At 72.1% G+C, this 26,418-nt stretch carries 22 protein-coding genes, 1 tRNA gene and 2 pseudogenes; 5 read left to right on the top strand and 20 right to left on the bottom strand.

What is annotated here, in order from left to right:
* Positions 1-40: 40 nt before the first annotated feature.
* On the top strand, positions 41-1,579 hold the full coding sequence (locus tag OG842_RS25055) for an MFS transporter (RefSeq protein ID WP_328512515.1): 1,539 nt from the start codon (positions 41-43) through the stop codon (positions 1,577-1,579).
* Here OG842_RS25055 and OG842_RS25050 read toward each other — a convergent pair.
* The 4 genes from OG842_RS25050 to OG842_RS25035 form a co-directional block, all read right to left on the bottom strand.
* On the bottom strand, positions 1,576-3,336 hold the full coding sequence (locus OG842_RS25050) for an AMP-binding protein (protein WP_328512514.1): 1,761 nt from the start codon (positions 3,334-3,336) through the stop codon (positions 1,576-1,578). The two genes, OG842_RS25055 and OG842_RS25050, sit on opposite strands and share 4 nt — an antisense overlap.
* Positions 3,337-3,362: 26 nt before the next feature.
* A complete protein-coding gene (locus OG842_RS25045; RefSeq protein WP_266732745.1) occupies positions 3,363-3,953 on the bottom strand; it encodes a lytic polysaccharide monooxygenase auxiliary activity family 9 protein in 591 nt (196 codons plus the stop codon).
* Positions 3,954-4,110: 157 nt separating this feature from the next.
* On the bottom strand, positions 4,111-5,655 hold the full coding sequence (locus OG842_RS25040) for an SPFH domain-containing protein (RefSeq protein ID WP_328512513.1): 1,545 nt from the start codon (positions 5,653-5,655) through the stop codon (positions 4,111-4,113).
* A gap of 25 nt (positions 5,656-5,680) precedes the next feature.
* Entirely contained in the window at positions 5,681-7,018 is a 1,338-nt protein-coding gene (locus OG842_RS25035) for a peptidoglycan-binding protein (protein WP_266732741.1), read from the bottom strand.
* A 184-nt stretch (positions 7,019-7,202) separates the two neighbouring features.
* On the opposite strand from OG842_RS25035, the gene OG842_RS25030 reads away from it, so the two are divergent.
* From OG842_RS25030 to OG842_RS25020, 3 genes and pseudogenes are all read left to right on the top strand, one after another.
* Positions 7,203-7,276: transfer RNA gene (locus OG842_RS25030), tRNA-Lys, on the top strand.
* A 591-nt stretch (positions 7,277-7,867) separates the two neighbouring features.
* A pseudogene (locus OG842_RS25025) lies at positions 7,868-8,719 on the top strand (glycosyl transferase); the annotation flags it as partial.
* Positions 8,720-8,726: 7 nt separating this feature from the next.
* Positions 8,727-8,936, top strand: a pseudogene (locus OG842_RS25020) (galactose oxidase early set domain-containing protein); the annotation flags it as partial.
* A gap of 381 nt (positions 8,937-9,317) precedes the next feature.
* On the opposite strand, the gene OG842_RS25015 reads toward OG842_RS25020, so the two are convergent.
* The 13 genes from OG842_RS25015 to OG842_RS24955 form a co-directional block, all read right to left on the bottom strand.
* Positions 9,318-9,998 carry a class F sortase gene (locus OG842_RS25015; protein WP_328512512.1) on the bottom strand — a complete coding sequence of 227 codons (681 nt, stop codon included), beginning with the start codon at positions 9,996-9,998 and terminating at the stop codon, positions 9,318-9,320.
* A 1-nt stretch (position 9,999) separates the two neighbouring features.
* Positions 10,000-10,587, bottom strand: coding sequence for a hypothetical protein (locus tag OG842_RS25010; RefSeq protein WP_266732737.1), 588 nt, complete (start codon positions 10,585-10,587; stop codon positions 10,000-10,002).
* Between the two features lie 127 nt (positions 10,588-10,714).
* Entirely contained in the window at positions 10,715-11,503 is a 789-nt protein-coding gene (locus OG842_RS25005; protein ID WP_124723355.1) for an HAD-IIA family hydrolase, read from the bottom strand.
* Between the two features lie 110 nt (positions 11,504-11,613).
* The gene (locus OG842_RS25000) at positions 11,614-13,077 is read right to left on the bottom strand and encodes an alkaline phosphatase family protein (RefSeq protein WP_401874352.1); all 1,464 of its coding nucleotides are present in this window, start codon (positions 13,075-13,077) and stop codon (positions 11,614-11,616) included.
* A gap of 173 nt (positions 13,078-13,250) precedes the next feature.
* The gene (locus OG842_RS24995) at positions 13,251-14,312 is read right to left on the bottom strand and encodes a 2-aminoethylphosphonate ABC transporter substrate-binding protein (RefSeq protein WP_328512511.1); all 1,062 of its coding nucleotides are present in this window, start codon (positions 14,310-14,312) and stop codon (positions 13,251-13,253) included.
* Positions 14,313-14,379: 67 nt separating this feature from the next.
* Positions 14,380-15,177: an ABC transporter permease gene (locus OG842_RS24990; protein WP_266732734.1), complete on the bottom strand. Its 798-nt coding sequence runs from the start codon at positions 15,175-15,177 to the stop codon at positions 14,380-14,382.
* Positions 15,164-16,105 (bottom strand): 2-aminoethylphosphonate ABC transporter permease subunit, encoded by a 942-nt coding sequence (locus OG842_RS24985; protein ID WP_328512510.1) that lies wholly within the window; start codon positions 16,103-16,105, stop codon positions 15,164-15,166. The genes OG842_RS24990 and OG842_RS24985 overlap by 14 nt, the downstream gene beginning before the upstream one ends.
* Entirely contained in the window at positions 16,098-17,198 is a 1,101-nt protein-coding gene (locus tag OG842_RS24980) for an ABC transporter ATP-binding protein (protein ID WP_328512509.1), read from the bottom strand. Before OG842_RS24980 ends, OG842_RS24985 begins: the two co-directional genes overlap by 8 nt.
* Entirely contained in the window at positions 17,195-17,869 is a 675-nt protein-coding gene (locus OG842_RS24975; RefSeq protein WP_328512681.1) for a phosphonatase-like hydrolase, read from the bottom strand. The genes OG842_RS24980 and OG842_RS24975 overlap by 4 nt, the downstream gene beginning before the upstream one ends.
* A 92-nt stretch (positions 17,870-17,961) precedes the next feature.
* Positions 17,962-19,086, bottom strand: a complete 1,125-nt coding sequence (locus OG842_RS24970) for a TIGR03364 family FAD-dependent oxidoreductase (RefSeq protein ID WP_266732728.1) — start codon at positions 19,084-19,086, stop codon at positions 17,962-17,964.
* Between the two features lie 157 nt (positions 19,087-19,243).
* Positions 19,244-20,014: a GntR family transcriptional regulator gene (locus OG842_RS24965; protein ID WP_266732726.1), complete on the bottom strand. Its 771-nt coding sequence runs from the start codon at positions 20,012-20,014 to the stop codon at positions 19,244-19,246.
* 113 nt (positions 20,015-20,127) lie between these two features.
* On the bottom strand, positions 20,128-21,354 hold the full coding sequence (locus OG842_RS24960; RefSeq protein ID WP_328512508.1) for a hypothetical protein: 1,227 nt from the start codon (positions 21,352-21,354) through the stop codon (positions 20,128-20,130).
* A 229-nt stretch (positions 21,355-21,583) separates the two neighbouring features.
* Positions 21,584-22,693 (bottom strand): ROK family transcriptional regulator, encoded by a 1,110-nt coding sequence (locus OG842_RS24955; protein WP_328512507.1) that lies wholly within the window; start codon positions 22,691-22,693, stop codon positions 21,584-21,586.
* Between the two features lie 65 nt (positions 22,694-22,758).
* Between OG842_RS24955 and OG842_RS24950 the strand changes: the two genes are divergently transcribed.
* Complete coding sequence (locus tag OG842_RS24950; protein ID WP_266733800.1) at positions 22,759-23,886, top strand: Gfo/Idh/MocA family oxidoreductase; 1,128 nt, start codon at positions 22,759-22,761, stop codon at positions 23,884-23,886.
* 131 nt (positions 23,887-24,017) lie between these two features.
* Here OG842_RS24950 and OG842_RS24945 read toward each other — a convergent pair whose 3' ends face one another.
* The 3 genes from OG842_RS24945 to OG842_RS24935 all read right to left on the bottom strand — a co-directional run bounded on the left by OG842_RS24945 (position 24,018) and on the right by OG842_RS24935 (position 26,231).
* Positions 24,018-24,878, bottom strand: coding sequence for a fumarylacetoacetate hydrolase family protein (locus OG842_RS24945; protein ID WP_266732721.1), 861 nt, complete (start codon positions 24,876-24,878; stop codon positions 24,018-24,020).
* 135 nt (positions 24,879-25,013) lie between these two features.
* The gene (locus OG842_RS24940; RefSeq protein ID WP_266732719.1) at positions 25,014-25,784 is read right to left on the bottom strand and encodes a YidC/Oxa1 family membrane protein insertase; all 771 of its coding nucleotides are present in this window, start codon (positions 25,782-25,784) and stop codon (positions 25,014-25,016) included.
* A 114-nt stretch (positions 25,785-25,898) separates the two neighbouring features.
* Positions 25,899-26,231, bottom strand: a complete 333-nt coding sequence (locus OG842_RS24935; RefSeq protein ID WP_072489248.1) for a DUF6412 domain-containing protein — start codon at positions 26,229-26,231, stop codon at positions 25,899-25,901.
* Positions 26,232-26,418 lie beyond the last annotated feature (187 nt).

The following is a 26,418-nucleotide window of genomic DNA, read 5'->3' as shown; positions in this document are numbered from 1 at the left end:
GTACTAGACAAGCGTTTTAAACGCTCGTACATTTCCTGGCATGACGAACGCTACGAGCACCACCGCCGAGCGCGGCCACCTCGCCGGCCGCCGGGAATGGACCGCCTTCGTGGTCCTCCTGCTGCCCCTCCTCCTCGTCTCGATGGACATCTCCGTCCTCTTCTTCGCGATCCCGTCCATCGACCGGGACCTCGCCCCCAGCGCCACCCAGCAGCTCTGGATCTTCGATGTGTACGCCTTCGCCCTGGCCGGCCTGCTCATCACGATGGGCTCGCTCGGCGACCGGATCGGCCGTCGCAAGCTGCTGCTCCTGGGCGCGCTCGCGTTCAGTGCCGCGTCCGTCGCCGCCGCGTACGCCGACAGCCCCGAGATGCTGATCGCGGCCCGCGCCCTGCTCGGGGTCGGCGGGGCGACGCTGATGCCGTCGACCATGGGGCTGGTACGGAACATGTTCCGCGACGAGCGGCAGCGCGGCCGGGCCGTGGGGATCTGGTCGGGCGCCATGGCGGGCGGCATCGCGCTCGGCTCGGTGCTCAGCGGGGTCATGCTGGAGCACTTCTGGTGGGGCTCGGTCTTCCTGATCAATGTGCCGGCCATGGTGCTGCTGCTGGTTCTGGTGCCGGTGCTGGTCCCGGAGTTCAAGGACCCGAACCCCGGACGGTTCGACTTCCTGAGCGTGCCGCTGTCGATGGGGTCCGTGCTGCCGGTGGTCTACGGCGTCAAGGAGAGCGCCGCCCATGGGCTCGATGTGCGGAACGCGCTGATCACCGGCGCGGGGCTGGTCGTCGGTCTGTTCTTCGTCCGCCGCCAGCGCGGCCGCTCCGACGCGATGATCAGCCGGGAACTGTTCCGCCACCGCGGCTTCGCCGCCGGGATCGGGCTGAACGCGCTGGCCGCGTTCGCCATGATGGGCTCCTCGTTCTTCACCACGCAGTACCTCCAGTCGGTTCTCGGCATGAGCACGATGGAGGCCGCGCTGTGGAGCCTGGCACCGTCCCTGGCGGTGGGCGCCGCGGCCCCGACGGCCACGGCGATCGCCCAGCGCACCGACCGCGCCCGGGTCATCTGCGCCGGTTTCGTCATCGCCGCCGCCGGCTTCGCCGTCCTCGCCCTGACCGGTACGGACTCCCTGTGGCTGCTGCTCGGCGGCTGCGCCGTGATGAGCAGCGGCATCGTCACCGTGATGGCGCTCGTGTCGGACCTGGCGCTGTCCACGGCCCCGCCGGCGAAGGCCAGTTCGGCGGCCTCGCTGCTGGAGACCGGCCAGGAGTTCGGCGGTGCGATGGGAATGGCCCTGCTGGGCGCGGTGGCCACCGCGATCTACACCGCGGACATGCCGGACTCCGCCCCGGAGACCGCCCGCAAGACCCTCGCCGGTGCGGTGGCCACGGGTGACGGTTCGCTGATCTCGGTCGGCCGGGAGGCCTTCGTGCACAGCATGCAGTACGCCTCGGTCGCGGGAGCGGCGCTGCTGCTGGCGGGGGCGGTGCTGGCCGCGGTACTGCTGCGGCGGAGGGGGACCGCGGGGGAAGAAGCCGCGGAGGCCGCGGTGCACGAGGAGCCGGCCCTGGTGAACTAGGGCCTCTCGTGCGGGCCCACCCTCCTCGCCGCCGTGTCCTCGATCGCCGGACGGGCCCGCACCCCGGGCCCGTCCGGCGCATTCGGTCCGTCCGGCGGCCGGGAACAGACCTCGGCACGCCCGTGCGCCTCGTACTCACGCAGCAGAGCGCTCAACTGCCCGTCGCCGAACGGCTCGTACCCGGCGCCGGCCCCGTTCCACCACACGGGTCCCACGGACCAGAACCCCTCCCGGCGCAGCCGCACGCGGTGCACCTTGTTCGTCGCCGTCACCGGCATCGCCGGGACGATCCGTACGAAGCGGGGGGCCATCTTCGTACCCAGGTCCGGCTGCGCGGCGAGGAAAGCGGCGAAGGCGGACGGGTCGAAGGCCGCGCCCTCCCGCAGGGCGAGCGCCGCCATCACCTGGTCCCCGGCGACCGGGTCCGGCACCGCGTACACCGCCACGGCGGCCGCGTCCTCCCAGCGGGCCAGGATGTTCTCGATCATCGCGGCGGCCAGGTTCTCGCTGTCCACCCGCAGCCGGTCGTCGGTGCGGCCCGCGAAGTAGAGGAAGCCTTCGGCGTCCCGGAAGAAGAGGTCCCCGGTCCAGTACCAGCCGCCGCGCACCCGCTGGGCCTCCGCCTCCTCGTTGCGCCAGTAGCCCTCGAAGGGCGTGTGCCCCCGGTTGACCAGTTCACCGATCGCCTCGGCCCCGTTGGTCAGCCGGCCCGCGCCGTCGAAGACGGCGGCGGGCCGCTCCTCGCCGGTCTCCGGGTCCACGACCGCGAGATCGTCGCGGGCCGGTGCCTTCCCGATCGCCCGCTCCGGGGTGTCGGGGGTCCGCTGGACCGCCGCGCCGCCCTCGGAGGAGCCGTAGCCCTCGACCAGCCGCACCCCGAACCGCTCCCGGAACCGGGCCGCGTCCACCGCACCGGCCTCGGTGCCGAAGCCGAGCCGCAGCGGGTGCTCGCGGTCGTCCGGGCGCTCGGGGGTGGCCAGCAGGTACTGCACGGCGCGGCCGACATAGGTGAAGTACGTCGCCCCGTGCGCCCGTACGTCGTCGAGGAATCCGGAGGCCGAGAAGCGGCGGCGCAGCGCGACGGCGGCCCCGGCGGCCAGGGCGGGCGCCCAGTCGGCGATCACCGCGTTGCCGTGGAACATCGGCATGCAGATGTAGTGGACGTCCTCGCGCCGGATGCCGAAGTGGTCGACGAGCGACTGCCCGGCCGCCGCCAGCCGTCCCTGGGTGCAGATCGCCGCCTTGGGCGCGCCGGTCGATCCGGAGGTGAAGTAGAGCAGCATCCGGGTCGTGGGCCCGACGCCCGTGCGGGTCGTGTCGCCCGGTTCGGCTCCGGCGTACGGGGCCAGGAGTTCGGCGTACGCGTCGGTGTCGGTCACCAGCATCCGGACGCCCGGCAGGTCCAGGCCGTCGAGCAGCGGCAGGTGGGCGCGTTCGGTGACCAGGACCCGGCAGTCGGTGTGCAGGATGTCGCGGGCCAGTTCGGCGCCGCGCCGGGTCGGGTTGATCCCGGCCACGGCGGCCCCGGCCAGGGCCGCCGCGCTCAACCAGAGTGGGAATTCAGGGGTGTTGTCCAGCAGCACCCCGATGTGCGGTTCGCCGCCCGCCGACAGCAGATCCGCCAGGAGCGCGGCCCGCGCGGCAGCGCCGGCGGCGACCTGGTGATGGCTGAGAACGGTGTCCCGATGTCTCAGTCCGGGCCGGTGGTCGCCCCATTGGCGCTGTACGAGCTCCGCAACGGTGCCTGCGCTCCTCATGGCGCCGCACGATAATTGACTACACGTCAGAACTGAACATCGGAGCAGGCATAGAACGCGTTCGCCGTGTCAGCGATGTTCCAGACGCTCAGGATGATGTGCTTCCCGCTCTTCTGGGTGGGGATGGTGCCCTGCTGGGTCAGGGTCGCCGGGGGCTGCTTGCCGCCGTACGGCACCGTCATGAAGGGCTGCGATTCCAGGTCGGCCCTGGTGAGCGGCTTGGTGGGGTCCCAGCCGTCCTTGGTGATGTAGTAGCGGAAGTCCGTCGTGGCGTGGCGCGCGGTGAACTGCCAGCGGAAGCTGAAGCCCTGGCCGGCGGTGACCTGGGTGGCGGGCCAGCTGCCGCCGCGCGGGTCGTCCAGCTGCGCGAACTCGCCATGACCGCCGGAACAGATCTTGCCGTCGGCCGGACCCGCCGCCGGGAAGCCCTTCGGGCCCTCGACGCTCTGCGGCTCCCACTGGATGTTGCCGCAGCCTGTCACCGTGCCGTTGGCACAGAGCTTCTGGCGGCTGATGGGGTTGTCGGTGTAGCCATGGCTGCCGGCGCTGCCGGTCGCGAACATCGAGACGCCCGCGATGGCCAGGCCGACCACGGCCGCACTTGCCCTTTTACGCATTGCTGTCGCTCCTCAAGAACGTGGGGGAGGTTCCATGAGCTGTGCTGCGCGCGCGCTTTGCGGTCTAGACCAAGACTTAGATTATTGACGGGATATGAACATGTCCAGACCAATGAGAGTTGGATTCCGCTTGGCCGCGCGGCCTCCCCCGGGACCCTCAGGCGCCCTCCCCGCCGCTGCGTCCGGTGTAGAAGGCCACCGTCAAGTCCTTGACCAGGGACTTCCGTTCGTAGTCGTCCAGCTCCACGATGCCCCGCGCGGTGAGCCGGTTGACCGTGTCGTCGACCGCGTCGACCACCGAAGTCAAGACGCTGTCCCGGTGCTTGGCGTCGATGGCCGCGATCCGGCGGCGCTGCATCGCCGCGGCGACCTCCGGCGCGTACTCGATCCCGGTCGGCTGGGCCGAGTACACCTCGATGCCGACCGGCTCGCAGTCCGCCTTCAGCATCCGGGTCAGCGCGTCGCCGACCGCCTCGGCGTTGCGCAGGGTGTGCGCGTCCTCGTGGAAGGCGTCGGCGGGCAGCTGCGAGAGGACCCGGGCCATCGCCGCCTCGACCTGCTCGCGCAGATACGCCTCGTGGTCGGCGACCCCGAGCGCCGCCCGCACGGTGTCCTTGATCCGCCACACCACGAGGACGACGACGCGCAGCGCCGTGCCGTTGGCATCCACGGCGGGGAGCGGTTCGCTGCGCCAGTGCCGCAGGCGTACGTCGACCCGGCGGCGCAGCAGCAGGGGGCTGATCCACATCAGCCCGGTCCGCCGCACGCTCCCCCGGTACTCGCCGAACAGCGTCAGCACCCAGGCGTACCCCACCCGCCCGCGGCTCAGGCCGCCGAGCGCGAAGAGCACCACCGACGCCAGCGCGGCGAGCGCCGCCCAGGCGCCGAGGCCGATCCCGTCGTACGGGTGCGAGCCGATCCCGAGCCGGGCGAGCACGGCGGCGGGCAGCGCGCCGATCCACCAGAGCACTGCGCCGCCGGCGGCGGACCCGGCCAGTGCGACGAGCAGCGCGAGCCAGCCGGGGAGGGCGGGGCCCGGCCGCTCGGCGAGCCGTGGATCACCGACCGGTGCCGGCCTGGTCGGGGGCCGCACCTGGGGCCCCTCGGGCACCTGCGGGCGCCGCACCCCCGGCTGCGTCCGGTCGCCACCGGCTCCCCGTCGCAGCACACCGACGGGGAGCGCGGTCGCGTCGGCTCGCTCGGCGCCCTCGGCGTCCTCCCGGAAGAGCAGATGCACGGGGATGGACGCGGTCCGCTCGTTGGCGATGACCGCGTGGTGCCGCCCGGCCCCCCACAGCGGGTCGCCGGACTGTTCGGCCCCGTCGCCCCCGGCGACGGGGAGCGAGTCGAAGACGGCGTCGGGGGCCGTGCGGCGCCGGGGAGGCGCGTCGGCGCCCGCACCCGACCCACCCGGCACCGGCGCGGATACGGCGCCCGCCACCGGGAGCGACACCGACACCGAGGCCGATGTCGCGCCGAGCCCCGGATCCCGGTCCTCGCCCGGGACCAGATCCAGCACGAGGTCGACCACGGAGCCCGGCCCGGGATCCGGCCCCGTGTCCGGCCCCTCACCGACCCCCGGAACCGGAACCGTCGCCCCGGCGGGTTCGTCCGGGCCCGTCGCCCTCACCGCCCCCCGCTCCCTCTCCCGCCGCCCGCCGTTCTCCGGGGTTCCGGAGCTGTCCGACACCGTGGATCGCATACCCGCCTCCGTCATGTGCGTCGTGTCACCCGAAGAGTCGCCGCCAGGTCTCCGGACCGGGGTAGCCGTCGGCCGCTCCGCCCCGCCAGCCCTGAGCCCGTTGGAAGGCCTCGACGTTCCGCCGGTCCGCCTCGGTCCACCGGGGCCCCGGCCCCGAGGTGTAGTGCTTGCCGAAGCCCTTCTTCACCAACTGCTTGCCGAGCCTGTCGACATGGCTGTTGGACTGACCGGGCCGGAAATAGCCCCGCCCGGGGAACTTCGAACCCGGCTTCGAGTCGCCGTGGCCGACTCCCGTTCCGCTTCCGCTCCCGGGGATGTCATGGCCGGTTCCGTTCGCCAGGAGCCGCCAGGTGGCGGGGCCGGGGATGCCGTCCGCCTCCTTGCCCTTCCAGCCCTGGGCCTTCTGGAACGCCTGGGTCGCCCGCCGGTCGGCATCGCCCCAGCCGGGACCGGGGCCGACCTTGTAGAAGCGCTTGCCGCCCCGCTCCACGAGCATCCTGCCGAGCTCGGTGACGTACGTGTTGCTCGCACCGGGGCCGAACTTCGCGGCGCCCGGGAACGCCTTCACCGACGAACCGCTGCCGGCGCTCGGGCTGATGAGGCCCTTGTAGCGGTAGGCGACGTAGCTGCCGGAGTTGGTCCAGTACGCCATGGGCGTCGTCTTCTTGCGGGCGTGCGGCTTCGTCTGCTCGTAGGCCGTGTAATGGGTGTGCGTGTAGTCGGTCCAGCCGCCGAAGATCGTGACGTGGGAGCCCTTCGAGGGGTCGGCCGGATTGTGGAAGAGCAGGATGTCGCCGGGCTGGAGCTCCTCCCGCGCGATCTTCTTGCCGAACTCGGCGAGGCTGCCGGTCCACTCGTTGCCGGGCAGGTTCCAGGCCATCGAGACGTAGCCGGAGCAGTCCTGCCGGTAACCGTCCGCCCAGTACTTGGTCATGCTGTACGGAACCTGCGCGGACACCCACTTCTTCGCGCGGTTGATGATGTCGGCCCGGCTGCTCTTGCGCAGCTTGGGCGTGGTGGTCGTGGACGAGGGCGGGCCCGCGGCGCCACCGCCGCGCAGCGGGCCCGGTCCGCCCTGCGGGCTGTCCCCGTCCGCGTCGGCCGGGGCGGTTCCGGCCGTCTCCGCCGTCCGCTCGCCCGTCGCACCCGTCGCGCTCGTGGCGCTCGCCGCCTCGGTGACACCGCTGCTCAGCACCACTCCGGCCGCGGTGGCCAGCACCAGGGCGCGGCGGGCGCCGCGTGCGGCCGGATGACCTCCGTACCGCATGGGCAGTGCGCTGGCGGCGGTCCGCCGCTGCGCGGCGCACCCCGCACAGGTGCAGTCGATGGCGGGCACGTACTCCTCGAAAGCCGGCACAGTCATGCGATTCCCCTCCGCACTCGTCAAGATCTTTGGGCGCATCTGCACGGGCGCCAGTGTCTCAACTCTCCTGACATATCGCATTTTGACGGACAGAAGAGAAAAAACGACCATCCGACAGGCCGCGATGGACGGTAAATGGTCAGGAGCACCCCCCGGCTTCGGGTAGAGTTCTCCAGGTCAGCAGGCGCCGCTAGCTCAGTTGGTTAGAGCAGCTGACTCTTAATCAGCGGGTCCGGGGTTCGAGTCCCTGGCGGCGCACGCAGGGTCAAAGCCCCCTCACCACGCGTGAGGGGGCTTTGCTCGTTCGCGAACCCCTCACGCCGAAGCCTCCCGCACCGAAGCCTCGCGCCGGGCCTCCGCTCCGTGACGCCGCCCACAGCGCCACCGTTGACCACTACCCACACAGGCGCCGCACAGCCTTCGCGCAGATGTCACGGCGTCACCACCCGGTCACTCAGCGACGCGAAGTCCGTTTTCATACGCCCTCGCACACCCCCTCCACAAGGGGGCCACAAATCGTACGTATGACTGGCAACCCACCCGTTTCACCCTTGCGGTCGGGACCGGGGGCGGACAACCCGTCTATTGGTCATCGGCCCCAACCAGGCCGATGAGCCGTGCAGTTGGGGGCTGTAGAGGGAGAAGTTCCGGTTGTCCGCAACGCGGGGTGGGGGCCCCGCTCGGGGACTGGTGTCGAGGGGACATCAGAGACGGACCGGAAGGGCGGCGTTCCGTGTCCGAGCGGGCGGCCGCCCGCCGATCATGTCGTCCGCGGCGACCGACGGGGAATCGCCGCGGCCGAGACGACCGACCATTCACGCACCGACCATGCGTGCAGGGGGATGACCCATGACGTCGACGCCGACAGGCGCCCGGCAGAACAACGACCTCTCCCGGACCACCTGCCCCGGATACCGGCACAGCCGATACCCGGGAAACGACGCCGGCAGCCGGAGGAAACGCTGCCGCGTTACGGCTACGAGCACTGCAGCCGGCTCGCCGGGCCACTGACCGGGCCCGGCCCCGACCGGCCGTACCGGGTGCGGTACCGCTCACTGCTCTCGCAGGAACCGCACCGGATCCGCGCGGCGCTCCTGCTGGGTGCCGCGCCACTCGTCTCGATCGGCCTGTTCGTCTGGCTGATGCGGCCCGACCACTGGACGCGCCGCGACCCGAACCTCAGGAACGGCGCGCTGCTGGTCCTGGACATCGTGATGCTGGTCTTGATCGGCCTGATCGAGCTCTTCCGCACCCTGAACGTCCTGTCCGACGCGCACGCGACGCCGGGTCGCGCGCGACCCTGCTGCCGGTCGTCCCGGAGACCGGCACCAGGGTCGTCTTCCTCACCTCCTTCGTCCCGGGCAAGGAGCCCCTGGAGATGGTGACGAGGACCTTGAGGCCGCGGTCCGCATCCGGCACCGCGGGCTGCTGCACGTCTGGCTGCTCGACGGGGGCGACGACCCGGCGGTCAAGGAGGTCTGCGCCCGGCTCGGGGTGCACCACTTCTCCCGCCGGGGCGTCGCGCACTGGAACCAGGACCGGGGCCCGCACCGCGCCAGGACAAAGCACGGCAGCTACAACGCCTGGCTCGACGCGCACGGCGGCGACTACGAGTTCTTCGCCTCCGTCGACACCGACCACGTACCGCTGCCCAACTGTCTGGAGCGAATGCTCGGCCACTTCCACGACCCGGATCAGGGGCCGAGCGATCACCTCCGCGAAGCTGATCCGGCCCGGTGCGGTCACCCATGTCACGGACACCGACCAGCGGTCGGTGGCGCTGAGGCTGAAGCGGACTGCGGGCGGGATCACGGTCACGGTGCCGGGCAACCGGGCGCTGGTGCCGTCGGGTTGGCACATGCTGTTCGTGACGGACGCCAAGGGGACGCCGTCCGAGGGCAGATGGGTCGAGGTCCCGCAGGGCCGGGCGGTGCGGCTACTTCGCCGCCCGCGCCGGGCCCAGCGCGTACTCGGGCCACCATGCGCCCGCCTACCGGGCACCGCCCCCGGGACTCCGGCCGGTGGCGCCGCGAGCGGGAGACGGCCCGGGCCGGGGCCGAAGACGCGACCCGCGAGCAGCAGCACGGCCCCCGCCACTGCCACCGCACCCGTCCGCACCCGTCCGCACCCCCCGCCGGCCGTCGTGACTGCCGTACATCCACTTCCCCTCGGTGCGGGCGTCGGTGCGCTGCCGCATCCGTTCCTTCCTGACACAGGGCTTCTGTCCGCATCTCCCGAACCAGGGGTGAGCAGCTGTCGACGCTCCGTCAGGCTCTTTCCGTACCAAGAGGGTTCGGCTTCAGTCGCCGTCGCCCTTGGACTTCTCGCCGGTCAGGTAGGCCGAGACGACGACATTCGCGTCGTACGAGTGCGTCGCCCGGTCGAAGGTGCCGCCGCAGGTGATCAGGCGGAGCTCCGCCCGGCCGGCCTTGCGCGGGCCGTACGCCTTGTCGGCGTCGAAGCGCGCCCGGGTGAAGACCTGGACGTCGTCGACGGTGAATTCGGCGACGGTTCCGTCGGCGCGGGTGATCTCGACCTTGGCGCCGGGGCGGGCCGCGCTCAGCCCGTAGAAGACGGCCGGTCTCGTCTCGGTGTCGACATGGCCGACCATGAGGGCGGGGCCCTTCGCGCCGGGCTCGGCGCCGCCTTCGTACCAGGCGACGGACTGGGCCGCGGCGAACGAGGGCGGTTCGATCGCCCCGTCCTTGTCCAGGCCACGGGCGACCACGGGTGCCTCGACGCCGATCGACGGGATCTCGATCCGCTCCGGCGCCGCGCCCTCGATCGGGTCGTGCGGCGGGGGCATCGGTACGCCGAGGGGGCGCCCCACCGCGGCGATGTCGCCGGTGGTCGGGGCGGAGCCGGCGCCGGAGCCGTCGGTGATGCCGCGGCCCCAGAACCACAGGCCGAGCAGCAGGACGGCCCAGACCACTCCGGCGAGCAGCCTGCCGTGGCCCGCGGTGCTGTCCGGGGCGGACATGTCAGTCCGAGACCGGACGGCGGCGGCGCGCGCTGCGGAACGCGACGGCGACGGCCGCGACGGCGGCCAGGGCCAGACCGATCACCGCGTGGACGGTGCCGGGGCCCTGCTGCTCGTCCTCCCGGTCGGTGAACAGGGCGGTGCCGCCGCCGCCCGCGGCGACCGGGGCGAGCGGGGTGGCCCGCCCCCGGTCGATAACGGTGACCGTGCCGGCGGCCTCGGCGCCCTTACCGGCCTCGCCGCCCTTGTCGGCCTTGTCGTCCTTGCAGGTGATCCGGATGCCGTACTCGCCCGGGGAGGCGTCCGAACTGATCCGGGCCTCGGCGAAGAGGCCACCGTCCGCGGCGGGCGAGAAGTGCGCCTCGGAGACGAAGACATCGGACTCGCCAGTGGCCTCGCGGCCTTCGCAGCCCTCCAGCCGCAGATCCGTCTCACCGCCCGGCCCGACGGAGGCCGGGGTCGCCGTCAGGGAGGTGCGGCCTTTCTCCTGGGCGGACCCGGAGTCGGAGTCGGCCAGTGCGGCGGAGGCCGGCACCAGGGTCGCCGCGACCACCGCGGCGGCACAGAACGTGAGGGTTGTGGAACGCATCGTGAACCTCCTCAGTGCAGGTTCACGCCTCCGGAGGGATTCCGCATCCGCAGGAGCGCGGGGGGCGGGTCCGCGCGGACCGGCCGGAACCCTCCCCCGCCCCCTTGGTGGCCGTGCCCCGCCGGGCTCAGCCCGCGTCGACGAGATCGACCAGGTCGGCGATCGAGTCGACGACGGTGGACGGCCGGAAGGGGTACTTGTCGATGTCGGCGACCGTGGTGAGACCGGTGAGGACCAGGAAGGTCTGCATCCCCGCCTCCAGGCCGGCCAGCACATCGGTGTCCATCCGGTCGCCGATCATGGCGCTGGACTCGGAGTGGGCGCCGATCGCGTTGAGCCCGGTGCGCATCATCAGCGGGTTGGGCTTGCCCGCGAAGTACGGGGCCTTGCCGGTGGCCTTGGTGATGAGGGCGGCGACGGACCCGGTGGCGGGCAGCGGGCCCTCGGCGGACGGGCCGGTCTCGTCGGGGTTGGTGCAGATGAAGCGGGCGCCGCCGTTGATCAGCCGGATCGCCTTGGTGAGCGCCTCGAAGCTGTACGTGCGGGTCTCGCCGAGGACCACGTAGTCGGGTTCGTGGTCGGTGAGGACGTAGCCGATGTCGTGCAGGGCGGTGGTGAGGCCGGCCTCGCCGATGACGTACGCCGTGCCGCCGGGCCGCTGGTCGTCCAGGAACTGGGCGGTGGCCAGGGCGGAGGTCCAGATGTTCTCCACGGGCACGTCCAGGCCCATGCGGTTCAGCCGGGCGTGCAGGTCGCGGGCGGTGTAGATGGAGTTGTTGGTGAGGACCAGGAAGGGGAGTCCCGAGTCACGCAACCGCTTGATGAAGGCATCCGCTCCGGGGATCGGCGTCCCCTCGTGGATCAGGACTCCGTCCATGTCGGTGAGCCAGGACGAGATCGGCTTGCGCTCTGCCATGTGTGGGACTCCTGCCGTACGCCGTGTGCGGGGACGCCGGCGGCACCGCGTTGTGCAGCGCCGACGCCCCCGATTTTAGGCCGTTCGTTCGACGTGCCGGAACGGCCGGATCACGCGGGTGTGAGGGTCACTCCGTCGACCGCCCAGAACCAGTTGTTGCCGCCGGTGTACCGGAAACGGACCCGTGCGGTGGTGGCTCCGGCCGGGACCTGGAGGGTGAGCGATTCGGTCTTCGCGACGGTGTCGGAGGTGTACGTCTTCACGACGGCCGGGGTGCCCCCGTCGTAGGAGACGAGGACCTCGCCCTTCTGCGGGGCTTCCTGACGGTAGTGGGTGGTGTAGGCGAGGGTGGCGGTGCGGCCTCCGGTGACCGGCCAGGCCGGGCCGACCAGGGTGGAGTCGAAGGTGCCCGTGAAGCTCTTGTCGACCCATTCGTCGCCGTCGGCCACCGCGAAGACGTTCCGGGCCCGGACGTTGGTCTCGCGCCACTGGTCGCGCTCGGCGGAGGTCCAGAACTCGTCGGTGGTGAAGGTCCAGCCGCGCCATTCGGTGACTCCGCCGGCGCCCATCGCGCTGTTGTCGATCGACCAGCCGGGCGGCGGGGTGTGGGTGAAGCCGACGACCGCGGCGCCGATTCCCGTCTCGTCGACACGGGTTCCCAGCTGCGGGCGCAGCGCGTCGAAGGCGTCGGGGACGGGCTGCTGGAGCGGGCGGCCGTCCAGGCCCCAGGCCGGGTCGACGGCTATGCCGAGGTGGGCGAGGGCGGAGGCGGCGACGTCCGGCATCTTGATGTCGTACCGGGTGGAGCCCGGGGTGACGGAACCGCCGCTCGCGATGAGGAAGGTCTGCCGTTCGGCCGCGCTGGAGCCGCCGTGGCCGCCCGCGTCGGTGTGCCCGTGGTCGGCGGTGATCATGATGAGCCAGTCCTCGGAGGCGTGGGTGGCCCGGCCCCGTACGGCGGCGACCAGCTGCCCGACCTGGGCGTCCACGCCGTGGATGGCGTCCAGGTACTGCTTGCTCGCGGCGCCGTGGCTGTGTCCGGCGTGGTCGACGTTGTCGAGGTGGACGAAGACCGCGTCCCGGTTGCCGCCGGCCAGTTCGGCGACGGCTCTGCTGGTGGTACCGGTGTCGTACTCGGCTTCCGGGGTGGAGACCCGGGTGTCGACCTTCGCGGAGAAGATCGTGTCGGTGACCGGGTTCCAGGAGGCGACGGCGTACGTCGACAGGCCCGGCTTCGCGGTCTCGATGCGGGTGAGGAAGTCGGGGTACTGCGCGAAGGCGTGGCCGGTGAAGGCGTTGTCCTTGACGCGGTGCTTGTCGGGCCAGACGCCGGTGATGATCGTGGACCAGCCGGGGCCGGAGAGGGTGGGCGCCATCGGGTTGGCGTAGAGAGGACTGACCGAGGTGAGCCCGGAGGCCATCAGGGCGTCGAGATTCGGTGCGTCCGCGTCCTTGATCCGGTTCAGCAGGGCACCGTCCAGGCCGATGACCAGGACCTTGGGGGTACGGGCCGCGGCCCGTGCGGTGGTGGCCGCGGCGAGCGGTCCGGCGGCAGCGAGGGCGGCCGCGCTCATGAGGAGGGTGCGGCGGGACATGCCTGTGGTCACGGGGTCCTCCGTCGAGGCGTGGGGGCACACGTTCAACTCCCCGTCCTGAAAAGGGGAGTTGAACGCGGGACTAGACCCGTTATCTTTTCGCGATGATCCGTCGGAGGTCCATACCCGTGCCGTGAATCCTCCGGCAACGGTCAGCTGCCGGTGGCCGACTTCCAGGCCTCGACGTAGCTGTCCAGGTTGGTGCCGATGTCCGACCAGTCGGGCTCGAAGACCTCCACCCCGTCCATCAGCTTCGCCAGCTCGATGGCGTTGGCGTCGGTGCCCTTGACGTCCTTGCGGGCGGAGAAGCCGCCGCCGACCGCGCTGACGTCCTTCTGGGCCTGCTCGGAGAGCATGAAGTCGAGCAGCTTCTTGCCGTTGGCGCTGTGCGGGGCCTTGTTCACCAGCCCGGCGGCGTACGGCAGGGCGAAGGTGGTGGACTTGCCGCCCTGCTTCGCGGGGAACCAGATGCCGAGGTTCGGCATGTCCTTGGACTGCGCGAAGTTCATCTGGACGTCGCCGTTGGCGGCGAGCAGCTCGCCCTTGTCGACCTTGGGGGCCAGCTTGCCGGTGGAGGCGGACGGGCCGACGTTGTTGGCCTGGAGCTTCTTCAGGTACGCCATCGCCGGCTCCTTGCCGCCGAAGTCGTGCATGGCCTTGATGAGTACGGCGGTGCCGTCGCCGGCGACCCCGGGGGTGGAGTACTGGATCTTGTTCTTGAACTCTCCGTCGAGCAGCTCCTCCCAGGTGGTGGGCGCCGACTTCAGTTCCTTCTTGTTGTAGATGAAGCCGAAGTAGTTGTTGACGACCGAGGTCCACTTGGAGTCGGACGCCTTGTCTGCGCCGTCGACCTGGTCGGAGCCGGCCGGGGCGTACGCGGCGAGGAGGCCCTTGCTGTCGGCCTGCTGGATGAACGGCGGCAGGGTGACCAGGACGTCCGCCTGGGTGTTGGACTTCTCGCGGACGGCGCGCTGCACCATCTCGCCGGAGCCGCCCTCCACGTACTTGACCTTGATGCCGGTCTTCTTCTCGAAGTCCTTGAACACCTTGTCGTACCAGCCGTCGCCGTTCTCGCCCTTGAGGCCGTCGGCGCTGTAGACGGTGACGACCTTCTCGTCGGAGGCGGCCGAGGAGCCGCCGCAGGCGGAGAGGGTGGCGGCGAGGGCGAGGCAGCCGGTGACGGCGGCTATGGGCTTGAGGTGGTTCTTGCGCATGGCAGTCGTATCTCCTGGATGTCGGCCGGAAGCCGGCCGGAGGTCGGTACGGGGAGGTATTGGCGGATCAGCGGTACGAGGCCCTGGTGCGGATCCGGGAGACGCCGAGCAGCACGAGCAGCGTCGTTCCCATCAGGACCACGGCGACGGCCGCTCCGGTGAAGAGCGAGCCACGGTCGGTGGCCGCGAAGATCTGCACCGGGAGCGGTGTCCAGTCCGGCGGGTAGAGCATCATCGTGGCGCTCAACTCGCCCATGGACAGCGCGAAGCAGAGCCCCGCCGCCGCCGTGAGGGACGGCAGCAGGAGCGGCAGCTTGATGCGCCACAGGACGTAACCGGGGCGGGCGCCCAGACTGGCCGCCGCCTGCTCGTACATCGGGTCGAGACGCACTATTGCCGCCGAGACCGACGAATAGGCGAACGCCGTGACAAGAATGGTGTGCGCCAGGATCACGATCCAGCTCGTCCCGTTCAGCAGCATCGGCGGCTTGCTGAACGCGACGAGCACGGCGAGGCCGACGACCACCGACGGCACGGCGACCGGCAGCATGAACAGTGCGTCGAGGAACCTCCTGCCGCGCCTGCGGAGCGAGGCGGCGGCCAGCGCGGCCCAGGAGCCGATGGTCAGGGCGAGCAGGCTGGCGCTGACGGCCGTGATCAGGCTGGTGGTCAGCGCTTGTAGCGAGTCGCCGCCGGTCGCCGCCGCGTAGTGCTCGGTGGTCGGCCCGGAGGGGAAGGCGCCGGACCAGTTGGTGGTGAACGACGCGGCGAGGATGACCAGGAGCGGCACCGCGAACAGCGGGACGAAGAGCACGAAGAACACGGCCCAGGTGGCCCATTTCCCCGTACGGCTATGCACCAACACGGCGGCTCACCATCCGATACAGGCTGTAGAGGCCGACGGAGATCGCGATGTTGACGACGGCGACGACACAGGCCGCCGGGTAGTCGGACTCCAGGATCGCCTTGCTGTAGACGAGCATCGGCAGGGTCGTGACGCCCTTCGCGCCGGTGAACAGCACGATGCCGAACTCGTTGAGGCACATCACGAGGACGAGGCTGCCGCCGGCGGCGAGCGCGGGGAGCGCCTCGGGGAGGATCACCTGCCGCACGATCCGGGCCGGCTTCGCGCCCAGCGAGGACGCCACCTCCAGCTGCGCGCTGTCGAGCTGCGAGAACGCGGCGAGCAGCGGGCGCATCACGAAGGGCGTGAAGTAGGTGATCTCGGCGAGCAGCACGCCCCACGGCGTGGTGAGGAAGTCGAAGGGGCCACTGGACGCCCCGGTGAGGTCCGTCCAGACGCCGTTGGCCATGCCGACGTTGCCGTAGACGAACAGCAGGGCGAGCGTGATCAGGAACGACGGGAAGGAGAGGAAGACGTCGATGAACTTGGCGACCGCCCTGCCGCCGGGGAACGGCACGAACGCGATGATCATGGCCAGGACGAAGCCCAGCACCAGGCATCCGGCCGTGGAGCCGACCGCCAGCCAGACGGTGGTGGTCAGCGCCGAGCGGAACGATTCGGAGGCGAACACCTCGCCGTACGGGGCGATCGAGGTGCCGCCCTCGTCCGGGCTGACGGACTGCTGGACGACGAGGGCCAGCGGGTAGAGGAAGACGAGCGCGAGGACGGCGACGGGCGGCAACGCCCAGACGAAGCGGGGGACGCGGCGGGCCTCGCGGGCCGGGGCCTGCGGGCCGGACGGGTCCGGCTGCTTGCTCCCGCCGGTGCGCTGACGGGGGGCCGTCGTGCCGCCGATGACCGGTGCGACGGGCTGTGCGGTGCTAGCCATCGGCCCCTCCCCCGGCTCCCGGCGCCGCGCCCGCGGGCAGCAGCACCGCGTCGTCGGCCGCGAAGTGCAGCGTGACCCGGTCGCCGAGCGCCGGTGTCTCGCGCAGCTCCTTCAGGTCCGCCTTGACCCGGTGGCCGTCGACGTCGACGTACAGGCGGTGGGTGGAGCCGCGCCACTGGACCTCGGCGATGGTGCCGTCCAGCGCGTTGGGTCCGTCGCCGAGCCCGACCAGGTGGGGCCGGACGCACAGGGTGGCGGTGGCGCCCCGGGACACCTCGCCGGTCGGTACGTCGAGTGCGCGGCCGGCGAAGTCGACGGTGTCGGCGCCGTCGGCGACGATGACCGGCAGCAGGTTCGCGTTGCCGACGAACGAGGCGGTGAACTCGGTGCGCGGGCGGCGGTACAGGTCCTGCGGGGTGCCGCAGTCCTGGAGCCTCGCCTTGTCCATGACCGCGATCCGGTCGGCGAGGGTGAGCGCCTCGACCTGGTCATGGGTGACGTAGAGGATGGAGACGTCCGGCAACTCCCGGTGCAGCCTCGCCAGTTCGGCGAGCATTCCGGAGCGCAGCTGGGCGTCGAGGGCGGAGAGCGGTTCGTCGAGCAGCAGGACACCGGGCCGGATGGCGAGTGCGCGGGCGATGGCCACGCGCTGCTGCTGGCCGCCGGAGAGCTCGCGCGGGTAGCGCTTGGCGTAGGCGGCCATGCCGACCATTTCGAGGGCCTCGGCGACCCGTTCGGGAATCCCGTCCTTCGCGGCCTTGCGTGCCTTGAGCCCGAAGGCGACGTTGTCCTGGACCCGCATGTGCGGGAAGAGGGCGTACTGCTGGACGACCATGCCGATGCCCCGCTTGTGCGGCGGCAGCCCGGTGACGTCGCGGTCGCCGAGGTACACCCGGCCCGAGGCGGGCCGCACGAATCCGGCGACGGCGCGCAGGGCGGTGGTCTTGCCGGACCCGGAGGGGCCGAGCAGCGCCATGACCTCGCCGGGTTCGACGGTCAGATCGAGCCGGTCGAGGACGGTGTTCCCGCCGTACGCGACGCTGACCTGGTCGAACCTGATTCCGCTGCGGACGGACCGCTCTCCGCCGGTCATGCCTCGGCCCGCGCGATCAGGTCCGGGAGCTCGGCGACCGAGCCGAGCACATGCGTGGCGCCGTTGCGGGCCAGTTGGTCCTTGCCGTGGGCTCCGGTGAGCACCCCGGCGACGATCCCGGCCCCGGAGCGCACCCCGCTGAGCATGTCGTACGAGGTGTCGCCCACGACGACGACCTGCTGGACGCCGTCGACGGCGCCGGTGCGCAGGAAGGCGGCGAGGACCATGTCCGGGTAGGGGCGGCCACGCCCGCCCGCGTCGGCCGGGCAGAGGGTCAGGTCGACCAGGTCCTGCCAGCCGAGCGCGGCCAGGATCGCGTCCTGGGTGGTGCGGGCGAATCCGGTGGACAGGACCACGGTCCGACCCTCGTCCTTGAGCCGTTCGATGGCCTCGCGGGCGCCGGGGAGCGGGGCGATGCGGCCGCCGTCGACGAGTTCGCCGTACGCCTCCTCGAAGGCGGTGTTGGCCTGCTGGGCCCGGTCCTCGTCGCCGAAGAGGTGCCGGAAGACGGAGATCTTGGACTCGCCCATGGTGGCGCGCACGTAGTCGAGCTTCTCGGCGTGGTCGGCGGAGCCGGGCTCGACGCCGAGGCGTTCGGCGGCGGCGGAGAACGCCTGCTCGACGAGGCCGCCGTCGGCGACGGTGGTGCCGGCCATGTCGAGAACGATCAGGTTGAAAGGGGCCCCGGAGTTGGCGGGGTTCGCGGGGTTCGCGGGGTTCGCGGGGTTCTCGGGGTTCTCGGGGTTCTGCGTGGTCAACTTCTTCACCAGCCCAGTTCGTCGGCGGTCGTTTCGGCGATGGCGGGCGAGCAGGTCATGCCCCGGCCGCCCGGCCCGGTGACCAGCCAGACGCCGTCCCGCACCTGCTGGCGGTGGACGACCCGGCTGGTGTCGGTGCACTGGGCGTAGACCCCGGCCCAGCGGTGGCGGATCCTCGGCAGCGGGCGGCCGAGGAAGGACTCGACGACCCCGGTGAGGTGCTCGTACGGCTCCTCGACGGTGTCGAAGGAGAAGGGGTGCTCGTACTCGTGGGTGTCGCCGATGGTCAGTCCGCCGTCCCGGCGCTGCACCATCAGCAGCTGCATCCGGTGCGCCGCCGCGGTGGGCGCCTGCGCCTGCTCGGCGTTGAGGGTGTCCAGCGCCCCGCTCCGGTAGGCCGGGTAGTAGCGGAAGCTGTCCGCGTCGGCGACGGAGGTGGTGAGCGGCTCGCCCAGCGGGTCGGTCTGCATCATCTGGAGGCGGACGCGGCGGACCGGCAGATCGGGGCCGGCCAGCTCGCGGACGAGGCCGCCGAGCCAGGCGCCGGTGGCCAGGATCACCGCGTCGCCGGTGTGCACGTCGCCGTGGTCGTCGCGGACGGAGGCGGTGCCCACCACCTCGCGGACCTCGCGGCCGCCGAGGAAGGTGTACCGGCCGGACCTCGACAGCTCCCGCTTCAGCGCGAGTTGTGCGGTGCGCGGCTCGACCGCGGCATCCCGCTCGCACCACAGGGCGGCGGTGAAGTCCCCGCGCAGCGCGGGGTTGATCGCCCGGGCCTCGCCGGCCGTGAGCAGCTTGTAGCCGCGGGCCGCCGCGTCGGGCCGGGCGACGGCCGCCTCGGCGACGGCGGTCTCCAGCTCGGTGCGGAGCGGGGTGAGCGAGCCGCAGGCCCGGAAGCCGAGTTCCGGGACCTGTGCCCCGATGCCCTCCCAGAGCTCACGGGCGCGCAGCGCGGTCTCCAGCTCCTCGCCGCCGGCCCGGCCGCTGACCCATATCTGTCCGAAATTGCGGAGCGATGCCCCGCGCGCCTCGCTCTCGCGCTCGATCTGTACGACCTCGTGGCCGCGGTTCACTGCGTGCCAGGCGTGCATGGTTCCCACCACGCCGGCTCCTACGACGATGACTCTCACGACGGCTACGCTCCTCGGGGCGGGTGGCCCGCACGGATCCGTACGGCAACGGGACGGTGAACTGGGCCCCAAGCTTGGCCTAGACCCGTTACGTTCCCGTTATCGATGTGAGTCGATTCGCGGAGCTGTCGCGGTCGGTCGTGTGTGCGGAGGTTGTTCAGCGGCCGTCCTGCGGGCCCAGGTGCGCGGTGAAGGAGAAGCGGTCGCCGCGGTAGAGGGTCCTTACGCGCTCCAGCGGCTTCCCGGCGGTGTCGCGCGAGATCCGGTGGATCAGCAGCATGGGCAGTGCGGGCGGCGTACCGATGAGCAGCGCCTCGCGCGGTGTCGCGAGCACCGTCTCGATCCGCTCGTCGGCATCGCCGAAGGGGATGCCTAGCCGGTCGCGGAGGTAGGCGTAGAAGGACGAGTCGGGGTCGAACCCGGTGTCCAGATCCGGTACGCGGGCGACGGAGACGTACGTGCTCTCCAGCCCGACCCGGTCGTCGTCGGCGAGCAGCACCCGCTCCAGGTGCCAGACCGGCTCGCCGCGCTCCACCCCGATGTCGACGGCGAGCGCCTCGGGGCAGGGGAACCGATCGAGCCCGATGAGGTGACGGCCCGGCGTGCGGCCCTGGCGGCGTACGCCTTCGGTGTAACTCGCCAGCGAGAGCGGCTGCTCCAGCTTGGGGCCCGCGACGACGGTGCCGCGCCCCTGGCGGGCGAGTCGCCCTTCCAGCAGGAGTTCCCGCAGCGCCTGGCGCACCGTCTCGCGCGAGACCTCGTAGCGTTCGGCCAGATCGCGTTCGGTGGGCAGCATGCCGCCCTCGCCCAACTCCTCTATGAGGACGGAGACATGGGCCTTGACCGCGTAGTACTTGGGAATACGGCCGTGCTCCGGGATGCCGGAACGGATGGGTGCGCCAGGTGCCTGGTCGTGCGGGTAGTCCACGGCCCGATGGTGGCAGACGGACATGAACAACGGTGAACGTCCGGGCGTGGGAAGGGCGGTTCGGGGGGTGGCCCAGGGCTTGGGTTCGGGGCGTGGGGGCGCGGGCCCTGGGTTCAGGGGTTCGCGCGGCGCGATCGCCGGGCCCTGATCACCATCGCCCCGCCGCCGATCAGGAGCCCGGTGACGGTGATACCGGCCGCGGCGACGCTGCCCGAGCCGGTCGCGGCCAGCTCCGGGCGGCCGCTCTGTTCCGGGGTCCGGCCGGGTCCGACCGGCTGGGGCTCGCGCGGGGCGTCTCCGGTACCGCCGACCTCACCGGTCCCGGCCGTCTCGCTGGTCTCGGGCGCATCACCGGTCTCGGCTGTCTCACCGGTCTCGGTGGTCCCGGCCATCTCATCGGTATCGGCGGTATCAGCGGTATCGGAGGTCTCTTCGCCGTCGCTCTCGTCGACGACGACGGTGAAGGGGTAGTCCTCGGACTCGCCGACCCAGGCCCCGTCGTCCTTGCCCGCCTTGCCGGCCGTTCCGCTCGCCGCACGCTGGCGCTGGACGATGGCGGCGTTGGCGGTCATCCGGCCGGGGCTGGTGTCGGAGGTGAACGCCATCCGGACCTGGACGGTGACGGTGCGGCCCGCCGGGACGGTGAAGCCGTCGAAGGAGTCGCCGCCCTCGCCGCCGAAGACGCCGATGTGCTCGTCCTGGTCGGTGGTCTCCCAGGTGACGCGGTGCTCCGTGCCGGGGCGGCCCTGCTCCGAGAACTTCAGCTGGATCTGGTCGGCGGTCAGCCTGCGGTCCTCGTCGGTGAGGACGAGCACGGGGTGGATGGCCCGGCACGACTCGGTCGTGGTGTTGGTCAGGTCCAGGAACCAGGTTCCGTAGCCGCCGCCGGACGCGTACGTGTCCGGGCCCCCGTGGATGCGGGTGCTGATCGGGAAGTCCTTCGCGTCCGGGTCACCGCAGGCGGGCTGCTGGTCGGCGGTGGTGGAGTCGGGCGACGAGACCGGGGTGGCCGAGGAAGCGGCGGAGGCGGGTGCGACGGATGTGCCGCCGAGGACGACGCTCGCCGCGACCAGCCCGAGCGCGAATCCGTGCCGGGTCCGCCCGGGGGACGGCGGGGGTGAGGGCGAGGGAGGGCGCGCGTGGGCGGTGAACACCGGGATGGACGCGGCGGTGGCCAGGGGGATGGACGTGGGACTGGTGGCGGGGACGGACATGGAGCCGGCGGCGGGGATGGAGTCGGTGCCGCGGCCGGGCGTCGAACCCGGTACGCGGCCCGGTGTCGAGCCGGCCGGTGCGGCGGCCCTGGAAGGCGGTCCGGCCGGGGGCGGGGTGGGGGACATCTGGGGGGATCATCCTTCGCTGCTCGCGAAACGGTCGGCTCACCCCGTGCGCCGGAGTTCACCGGTTCTGGGCCGCGACGCTGCCACGCACGCGCGAGACGGCTTGCTCCGACATGCCGAGGGGCCGCCCGGTCGGCCCCCGGATTCCGCCCGGTCGGCCCAGCCTCCCCGCTCTCGTTCCGCCCCGCCCCGCGCCTCCGCGCCCGCTAAGGCCCCGCTCAGGCCCCGCTCACGCGCCGCCGGCCCGCCCGAAGAGCGGGGCCAGGATCAGCTGGGCGGCCCCTTCCGCGACCGGCCGGTCGCCCCCTCCGGCGGCGGTGACCGGCACCGGGGCGTCGATGCCGCCCAGCCCGGCGCGCTCGTCGATCACGGCCCGGACGCCCCGTACGTAGGCGTCGGGATCGGCGGCCACCGTACGGCCGCCGAGCACCACCCGGTCGATGTCGAGCAGCCCGATGAGGTTGGCGGCGCCGGTCCCCAACACCCGGGCGGCCTCCGCGGCATCCCCCCGGGCGACCGCGGCGAGACAGAGCGCCTCGATGCAGCCGCGTCCCCCGCAGCCGCAGACCGGCCCGTCCAGCTGGACGGTCTGGTGCCCGAACTCACCGGCCGCGGTCCGGGCCCCGCGATGCAGCGCCCCGCCGAGGACCAGCCCGGCGCCGAGCCCGGTCCCGAGGTGCAGGTACGCGAAGTCGCCGCCGTCGCCCGCCGCCCGCAGGGCGAGCCCGAGGGCGGCGGCGTTGGTGTCCTTGTCGACGACGACGGGCAGCCCGGTCCGTACCGCGAGCGCGTCCCGCAACGGATAGCCGTCCCACTGCGGGAACCCCGTGACGCGGTGCAGCACCCCGCCCCGATGGTCGAGCGGGCCCGGCACCGCGACGCCGACCCCGAGCACCTGCCGCTCCCCCGGCCCCTGGCCCCCGCCCCGTACCGCGGTCACCGCGTCCGCCGCCGCCGCGAGCACCTCGTCCGCCGGGGCGCCGAGGTCCAGCGGGGCGGTGCGGCTCGCGGCGACCGCGCCGGACAGGTCGACGAGCACCACCGTCAGCTCGTCGCGGTCCAGGTGCAGGCCGACCGCGTACCCGGCGTCCGGCACCAGCCGCAGCACGGTGCGCGGCTTGCCGCCGGTGGAGGCCCGTTGACCGGCCCCGGCCGCCAGGCCCTCGGCCCGCAGCCGGGCGGTGATCTTGCTGACGGCCTGTGGCGTGAGCCCCGTGCGCTCGGCGAGTTCTAGCCTGCTGATGCCGCGCTCGCCCGCCGCCCGCAGCAGATCCAGCACCAGCGCCGCGTTGTGGCTGCGCAGCGTCGGCAGGTTCGCGCCGCTGTTGCTCCTGTTCACGGCACCATTGTCGCTGTCGCTTGCACTATGGCAACAGCGTTGCTTAAGTGGCGGACATGACTGGCATGACTGGCACGACCGGCAACGCGACTCACGAGACGCCCGGACCGTCCGAGACCCCGCTGCGGGTAGGGCTCGTCGGCTACGGTCTGGCGGGTTCCGTCTTCCACGCCCCGCTGATCGCCGCGACCGACGGTCTCGTCCTCGACACGATCGTCACCTCGAACGAGGAACGGCGGGCGCAGGCGCGCGCCGAGTTCCCCGGGGTACGGTTCGCCGCGTCGCCGCAGGAGCTGTGGAAGCGGGCGGACGGCCCCGACCCGCTCGACCTGATCGTGATCGCCTCGCCGAACAAGACCCATGTCCCGATCGCGACCGCCGCGCTGGAGGCCGGTCTGCCGGTCGTCGTGGACAAGCCGGTCGCCGGTACGGCGGACGGGGCACGGGGGCTCGCGGCTCTGGCCGAGGAGCGCGGGCTGCTGCTCTCGGTCTTCCAGAACCGCCGCTGGGACAACGACTTCCGCACTCTCGCCCGCCTGCTCGCGGACGGTGCGCTGGGCGACGTACAGCGCTTCGAGTCCCGCTTCGAGCGGTGGCGCCCGCAGCCGAAGGGCGGCTGGCGCGAGTCGGGCGACCCGCAGGAGATCGGCGGGCTGCTGTACGACCTGGGCAGCCATGTCGTCGACCAGGCGCTCACCCTGTTCGGACCGGCGGCGCTGGTGTACGCGGAGTCCGACGTACGCCGTCCGGGCGCCGCCGCCGACGACGACACGTTCATCGCGATCACCCATGTGAACGGGGTGCGCTCGCATCTGTACGTCAGTGCCACGACGGCCCAGCTCGGCCCGCGCTTCCGGGTGCTCGGCCGGAGTGCCGGCTATGTGAAGTACGGCCTCGACCCGCAGGAGGCCGACCTGCGCGCGGGGCTGCGTCCCGCGTCGGACCGGCCGTGGGGTGAGGAGCCCGAGGAACTGTGGGGCCGGATCGGCTCGGGCGAGTCCCCGCTGACGGGCGGCGGCACCCCGGTCCGCACGCTGCCCGGCGACTATCCCGCGTACTACGCGGCGGTCACCGCGGCGCTGCGCCGGAAGGGTGAGAACCCGGTGACCGCCCTTCAGGCGGCGGCGGCCCTGGATGTCCTGGAGGCGGCCCGCCGCTCGGCGAGCGAGGGCGTCACCGTGAACCTCTCGTAACGGCAGCCGCGCAACGGAAGATGCGGCGGGACGTGGCGGGGGGGCGGGGCGGCGCGGCCACCGGCGGTCCAGCCCCGCGACCGCACCACACCCCACCGCGCACCGGGCCCCGCCCCGCCCCCGCGCACCCGTTACGCGTCCTTGAGCTCCTGCCGCTGCCGTCCCAGCCCGGTGATCTCCAGCTCCACGACGTCACCCGCCCGCAGATACGGCTTGGGCTCCGGCTGGCCGAGGGCGACCCCGGCCGGCGTCCCGGTGTTGATCACGTCGCCCGGGTAGAGCGTCATGAAGTGGCTCAGGTACCGGACCACCTCGCCCACCGGGAAGATCTGGTCGGCCGTGGTGCCGTCCTGCTTCAGCTCGCCGTTGACCCAGAGCTTCAGCGGCAGCGCCTGCGGGTCGGCGACCTCGTCCGCCGTCACCAGCCAGGGCCCCAGCGGGTTGAACGTCTCGCAGTTCTTGCCCTTGTCCCAGGTGCCTCCGCGCTCGATCTGGAACTCGCGCTCGGAGACGTCGTGCGAGGTCGCGTACCCGGCGACGTGCGCGAGCCCCTCCTCGGCGGATTCCAGGTAGCGGGCGGTGCGCCCGATGACGACGGCGAGCTCGACCTCCCAGTCGGTCTTCACGCTGCCGCGCGGCACCAGCACCGTGTCCTCGGGCCCGACGACGGTGTCCGGCGCCTTGAAGAACAGGATCGGCTCGGCGGGTATCGCCGCGCCCGTCTCGGTGGCGTGGTCGTGGTAGTTCAGCCCGATGCACACGATCTTGCCGATCCGGGCGAGCGGCGGCCCGACCCGCAGCCCCTCGGCGTCGAGCTCGGGCAGCTCGCCGGGCGCGGCCGCGGCGGCCCGTACCCGGGCGAGCGCCGACTCGTCGGCGAGCAGGGCACTGTCGATGTCGGTGACGATTCCCGACAGGTCGCGCAGGGTTCCGTCCCCGTCCAGCAGCGCCGGTCGTTCAGCGCCTGCCGTACCCACACGAAGCAGCTTCAACGGTCTATCTCCCCTTGTTCGAGATCGGGCCCGTCGGATGGGTGGCGGCCATCGCAGGCTTGTCCGATCGTCCAAGACGTCCGATCACTCCGCAAGACCCTGTTCACACACTGGACCGTCGCATCCGCGTCGCGATTACGCCGCGGTGGCCATGGCGGCCCCGGCGGCCGGCATGTCGCGGTACAGGACGGCCCGCTCGACCGCGGTCCAGGTGGTGCTGGTGACGACGTACAGCGCGGCGGCGAGCGGCACCACGGCCACGGTGAAGAGGGTGGCGAACGACATCAGGGGCATCAGCTTCGTCATCGCGCCCATGCCGGGCACCGGCTGCCCGTCGGGGCCGGCGGCCGGGGTGACCGGGTTGGCGGCCATCTGTCGCTTCGTCCGCCGGTAGTTGAACGTGGCCACGACGGCGACGATCGCGAACAGCCCGAGGTAGACCAGGCCCTGCGCGCCGAACAGCCCGCCGTGCGCGAGGGCGTCCTGCCAGCGCTCGCCGAGCGGTGCGTCGAAGAGCTGGTGGCCGAGGAGCTCGTTGGGGTCGCCGCCGATCTTCTGGCTGGAGAAGAGGTGGTAGAGCAGGAAGAAGGCGGGCATCTGCAACAGGCTGGGCAGGCAGCCGGAGAGCGGCGAGACCTTCTCCTCCTTGTGCAGTTCCATGAGCGCCTTCTGCATGCGCTCGGGGTTCTTGCCGTGCTTCTTGCGCAGCTCGGCGATCTGCGGCTGGAGTCTGGTGCGGGCCTTCTGTCCCCGCGCCGCGGCCCGTGACAGGGGGTGCACGGCGAGCCGTACGAGTGCGGTGAACAGCACGATGGCGGCGGCGGTGGAAGCGGTCTGGAAGAGCGGGTGCAGCACATCGGCGAGCGCGCCGACCAGGTCGGCGAATGCGGACATGAAGACGGACATGGGTGAGCCCTCCGGGGGTCTCGTCGTGCCGGGAGCAGGAACGGACTCGGCATGACGAACCGCGTGGGGCGCCCATGGCGCACCTACCGGGGAAGTGGCTGCTGCTGCGAGCCCCTACGCGGCCGTCGGAAGGGCACGGCCGGGGGCTCGGGGGCGTCGGCGCCCCTTGGCGTCCGGATCCCGCTGCGGCAGGAACGCGGTGCGTTTCTCCCGGTCGCGGATGGCGGTGCGAACCCGGGTGCGGGGCACCGGGGCGGCACAGCGGGCGCTGATGACCGAGGCGACGGCGAGCGCGGAGCCGGCGGCGGCGGTCGCGGCGAGCGCGACCGCGGCGGAGAGGCTGCCGCCCTCGGCGAGGAGGACCTCGGTGATGAGGAAGAGCAGCAGTCCGGCGGGGCGGAGCAGCCGGGCGAGGCCACTGCGCAGACGGCTGGTGTCGCCGTTCATCGGCCCCTCCCCTCTTCCGCTCGCGGCCGGTCGGCCGGTCTCGCGCGCCCGTGCCATTCGCACAGACGCGCGCCTGATGCTCTCCAGCCGTTATACACGATGGGTCCGGCGCACCGAACCGTCCGAGGTAGGTCGGTGGCCGGTGAGCAGTCGGTCAGTGGCCGGTCAGCGACTGGTGAGTGGTCGG

Source organism: Streptomyces sp. NBC_00376 (assembly GCF_036077095.1).
Taxonomy (GTDB): Bacteria; Actinomycetota; Actinomycetes; order Streptomycetales; family Streptomycetaceae; genus Streptomyces.
The sequence above is the reverse complement of the archived record's forward strand: the minus strand, read 5'-3'. Positions and strand labels throughout refer to the sequence as shown.

Bases quoted from the DNA above. Each gene is read 5' to 3' on its own strand.
- OG842_RS25055 (WP_328512515.1), top strand. From the start codon at position 41: ATGACGAACGCTACGAGCACCACCGCCGAGCGCGGCCACCTCGCCGGC.
- OG842_RS25050 (WP_328512514.1), bottom strand. From the start codon at position 3,336: ATGAGGAGCGCAGGCACCGTTGCGGAGCTCGTACAGCGCCAATGGGGC.
- OG842_RS25045 (WP_266732745.1), bottom strand. From the start codon at position 3,953: ATGCGTAAAAGGGCAAGTGCGGCCGTGGTCGGCCTGGCCATCGCGGGC.
- OG842_RS25040 (WP_328512513.1), bottom strand. From the start codon at position 5,655: ATGCGATCCACGGTGTCGGACAGCTCCGGAACCCCGGAGAACGGCGGG.
- OG842_RS25035 (WP_266732741.1), bottom strand. From the start codon at position 7,018: ATGACTGTGCCGGCTTTCGAGGAGTACGTGCCCGCCATCGACTGCACC.
- OG842_RS25015 (WP_328512512.1), bottom strand. From the start codon at position 9,998: ATGTCCGCCCCGGACAGCACCGCGGGCCACGGCAGGCTGCTCGCCGGA.
- OG842_RS25010 (WP_266732737.1), bottom strand. From the start codon at position 10,587: ATGCGTTCCACAACCCTCACGTTCTGTGCCGCCGCGGTGGTCGCGGCG.
- OG842_RS25005 (WP_124723355.1), bottom strand. From the start codon at position 11,503: ATGGCAGAGCGCAAGCCGATCTCGTCCTGGCTCACCGACATGGACGGA.
- OG842_RS25000 (WP_401874352.1), bottom strand. From the start codon at position 13,077: ATGAGCGCGGCCGCCCTCGCTGCCGCCGGACCGCTCGCCGCGGCCACC.
- OG842_RS24995 (WP_328512511.1), bottom strand. From the start codon at position 14,312: ATGCGCAAGAACCACCTCAAGCCCATAGCCGCCGTCACCGGCTGCCTC.
- OG842_RS24985 (WP_328512510.1), bottom strand. From the start codon at position 16,105: ATGGCTAGCACCGCACAGCCCGTCGCACCGGTCATCGGCGGCACGACG.
- OG842_RS24980 (WP_328512509.1), bottom strand. From the start codon at position 17,198: ATGACCGGCGGAGAGCGGTCCGTCCGCAGCGGAATCAGGTTCGACCAG.
- OG842_RS24960 (WP_328512508.1), bottom strand. From the start codon at position 21,354: ATGTCCCCCACCCCGCCCCCGGCCGGACCGCCTTCCAGGGCCGCCGCA.
- OG842_RS24950 (WP_266733800.1), top strand. From the start codon at position 22,759: ATGACTGGCACGACCGGCAACGCGACTCACGAGACGCCCGGACCGTCC.
- OG842_RS24940 (WP_266732719.1), bottom strand. From the start codon at position 25,784: ATGTCCGTCTTCATGTCCGCATTCGCCGACCTGGTCGGCGCGCTCGCC.
- OG842_RS24935 (WP_072489248.1), bottom strand. From the start codon at position 26,231: ATGAACGGCGACACCAGCCGTCTGCGCAGTGGCCTCGCCCGGCTGCTC.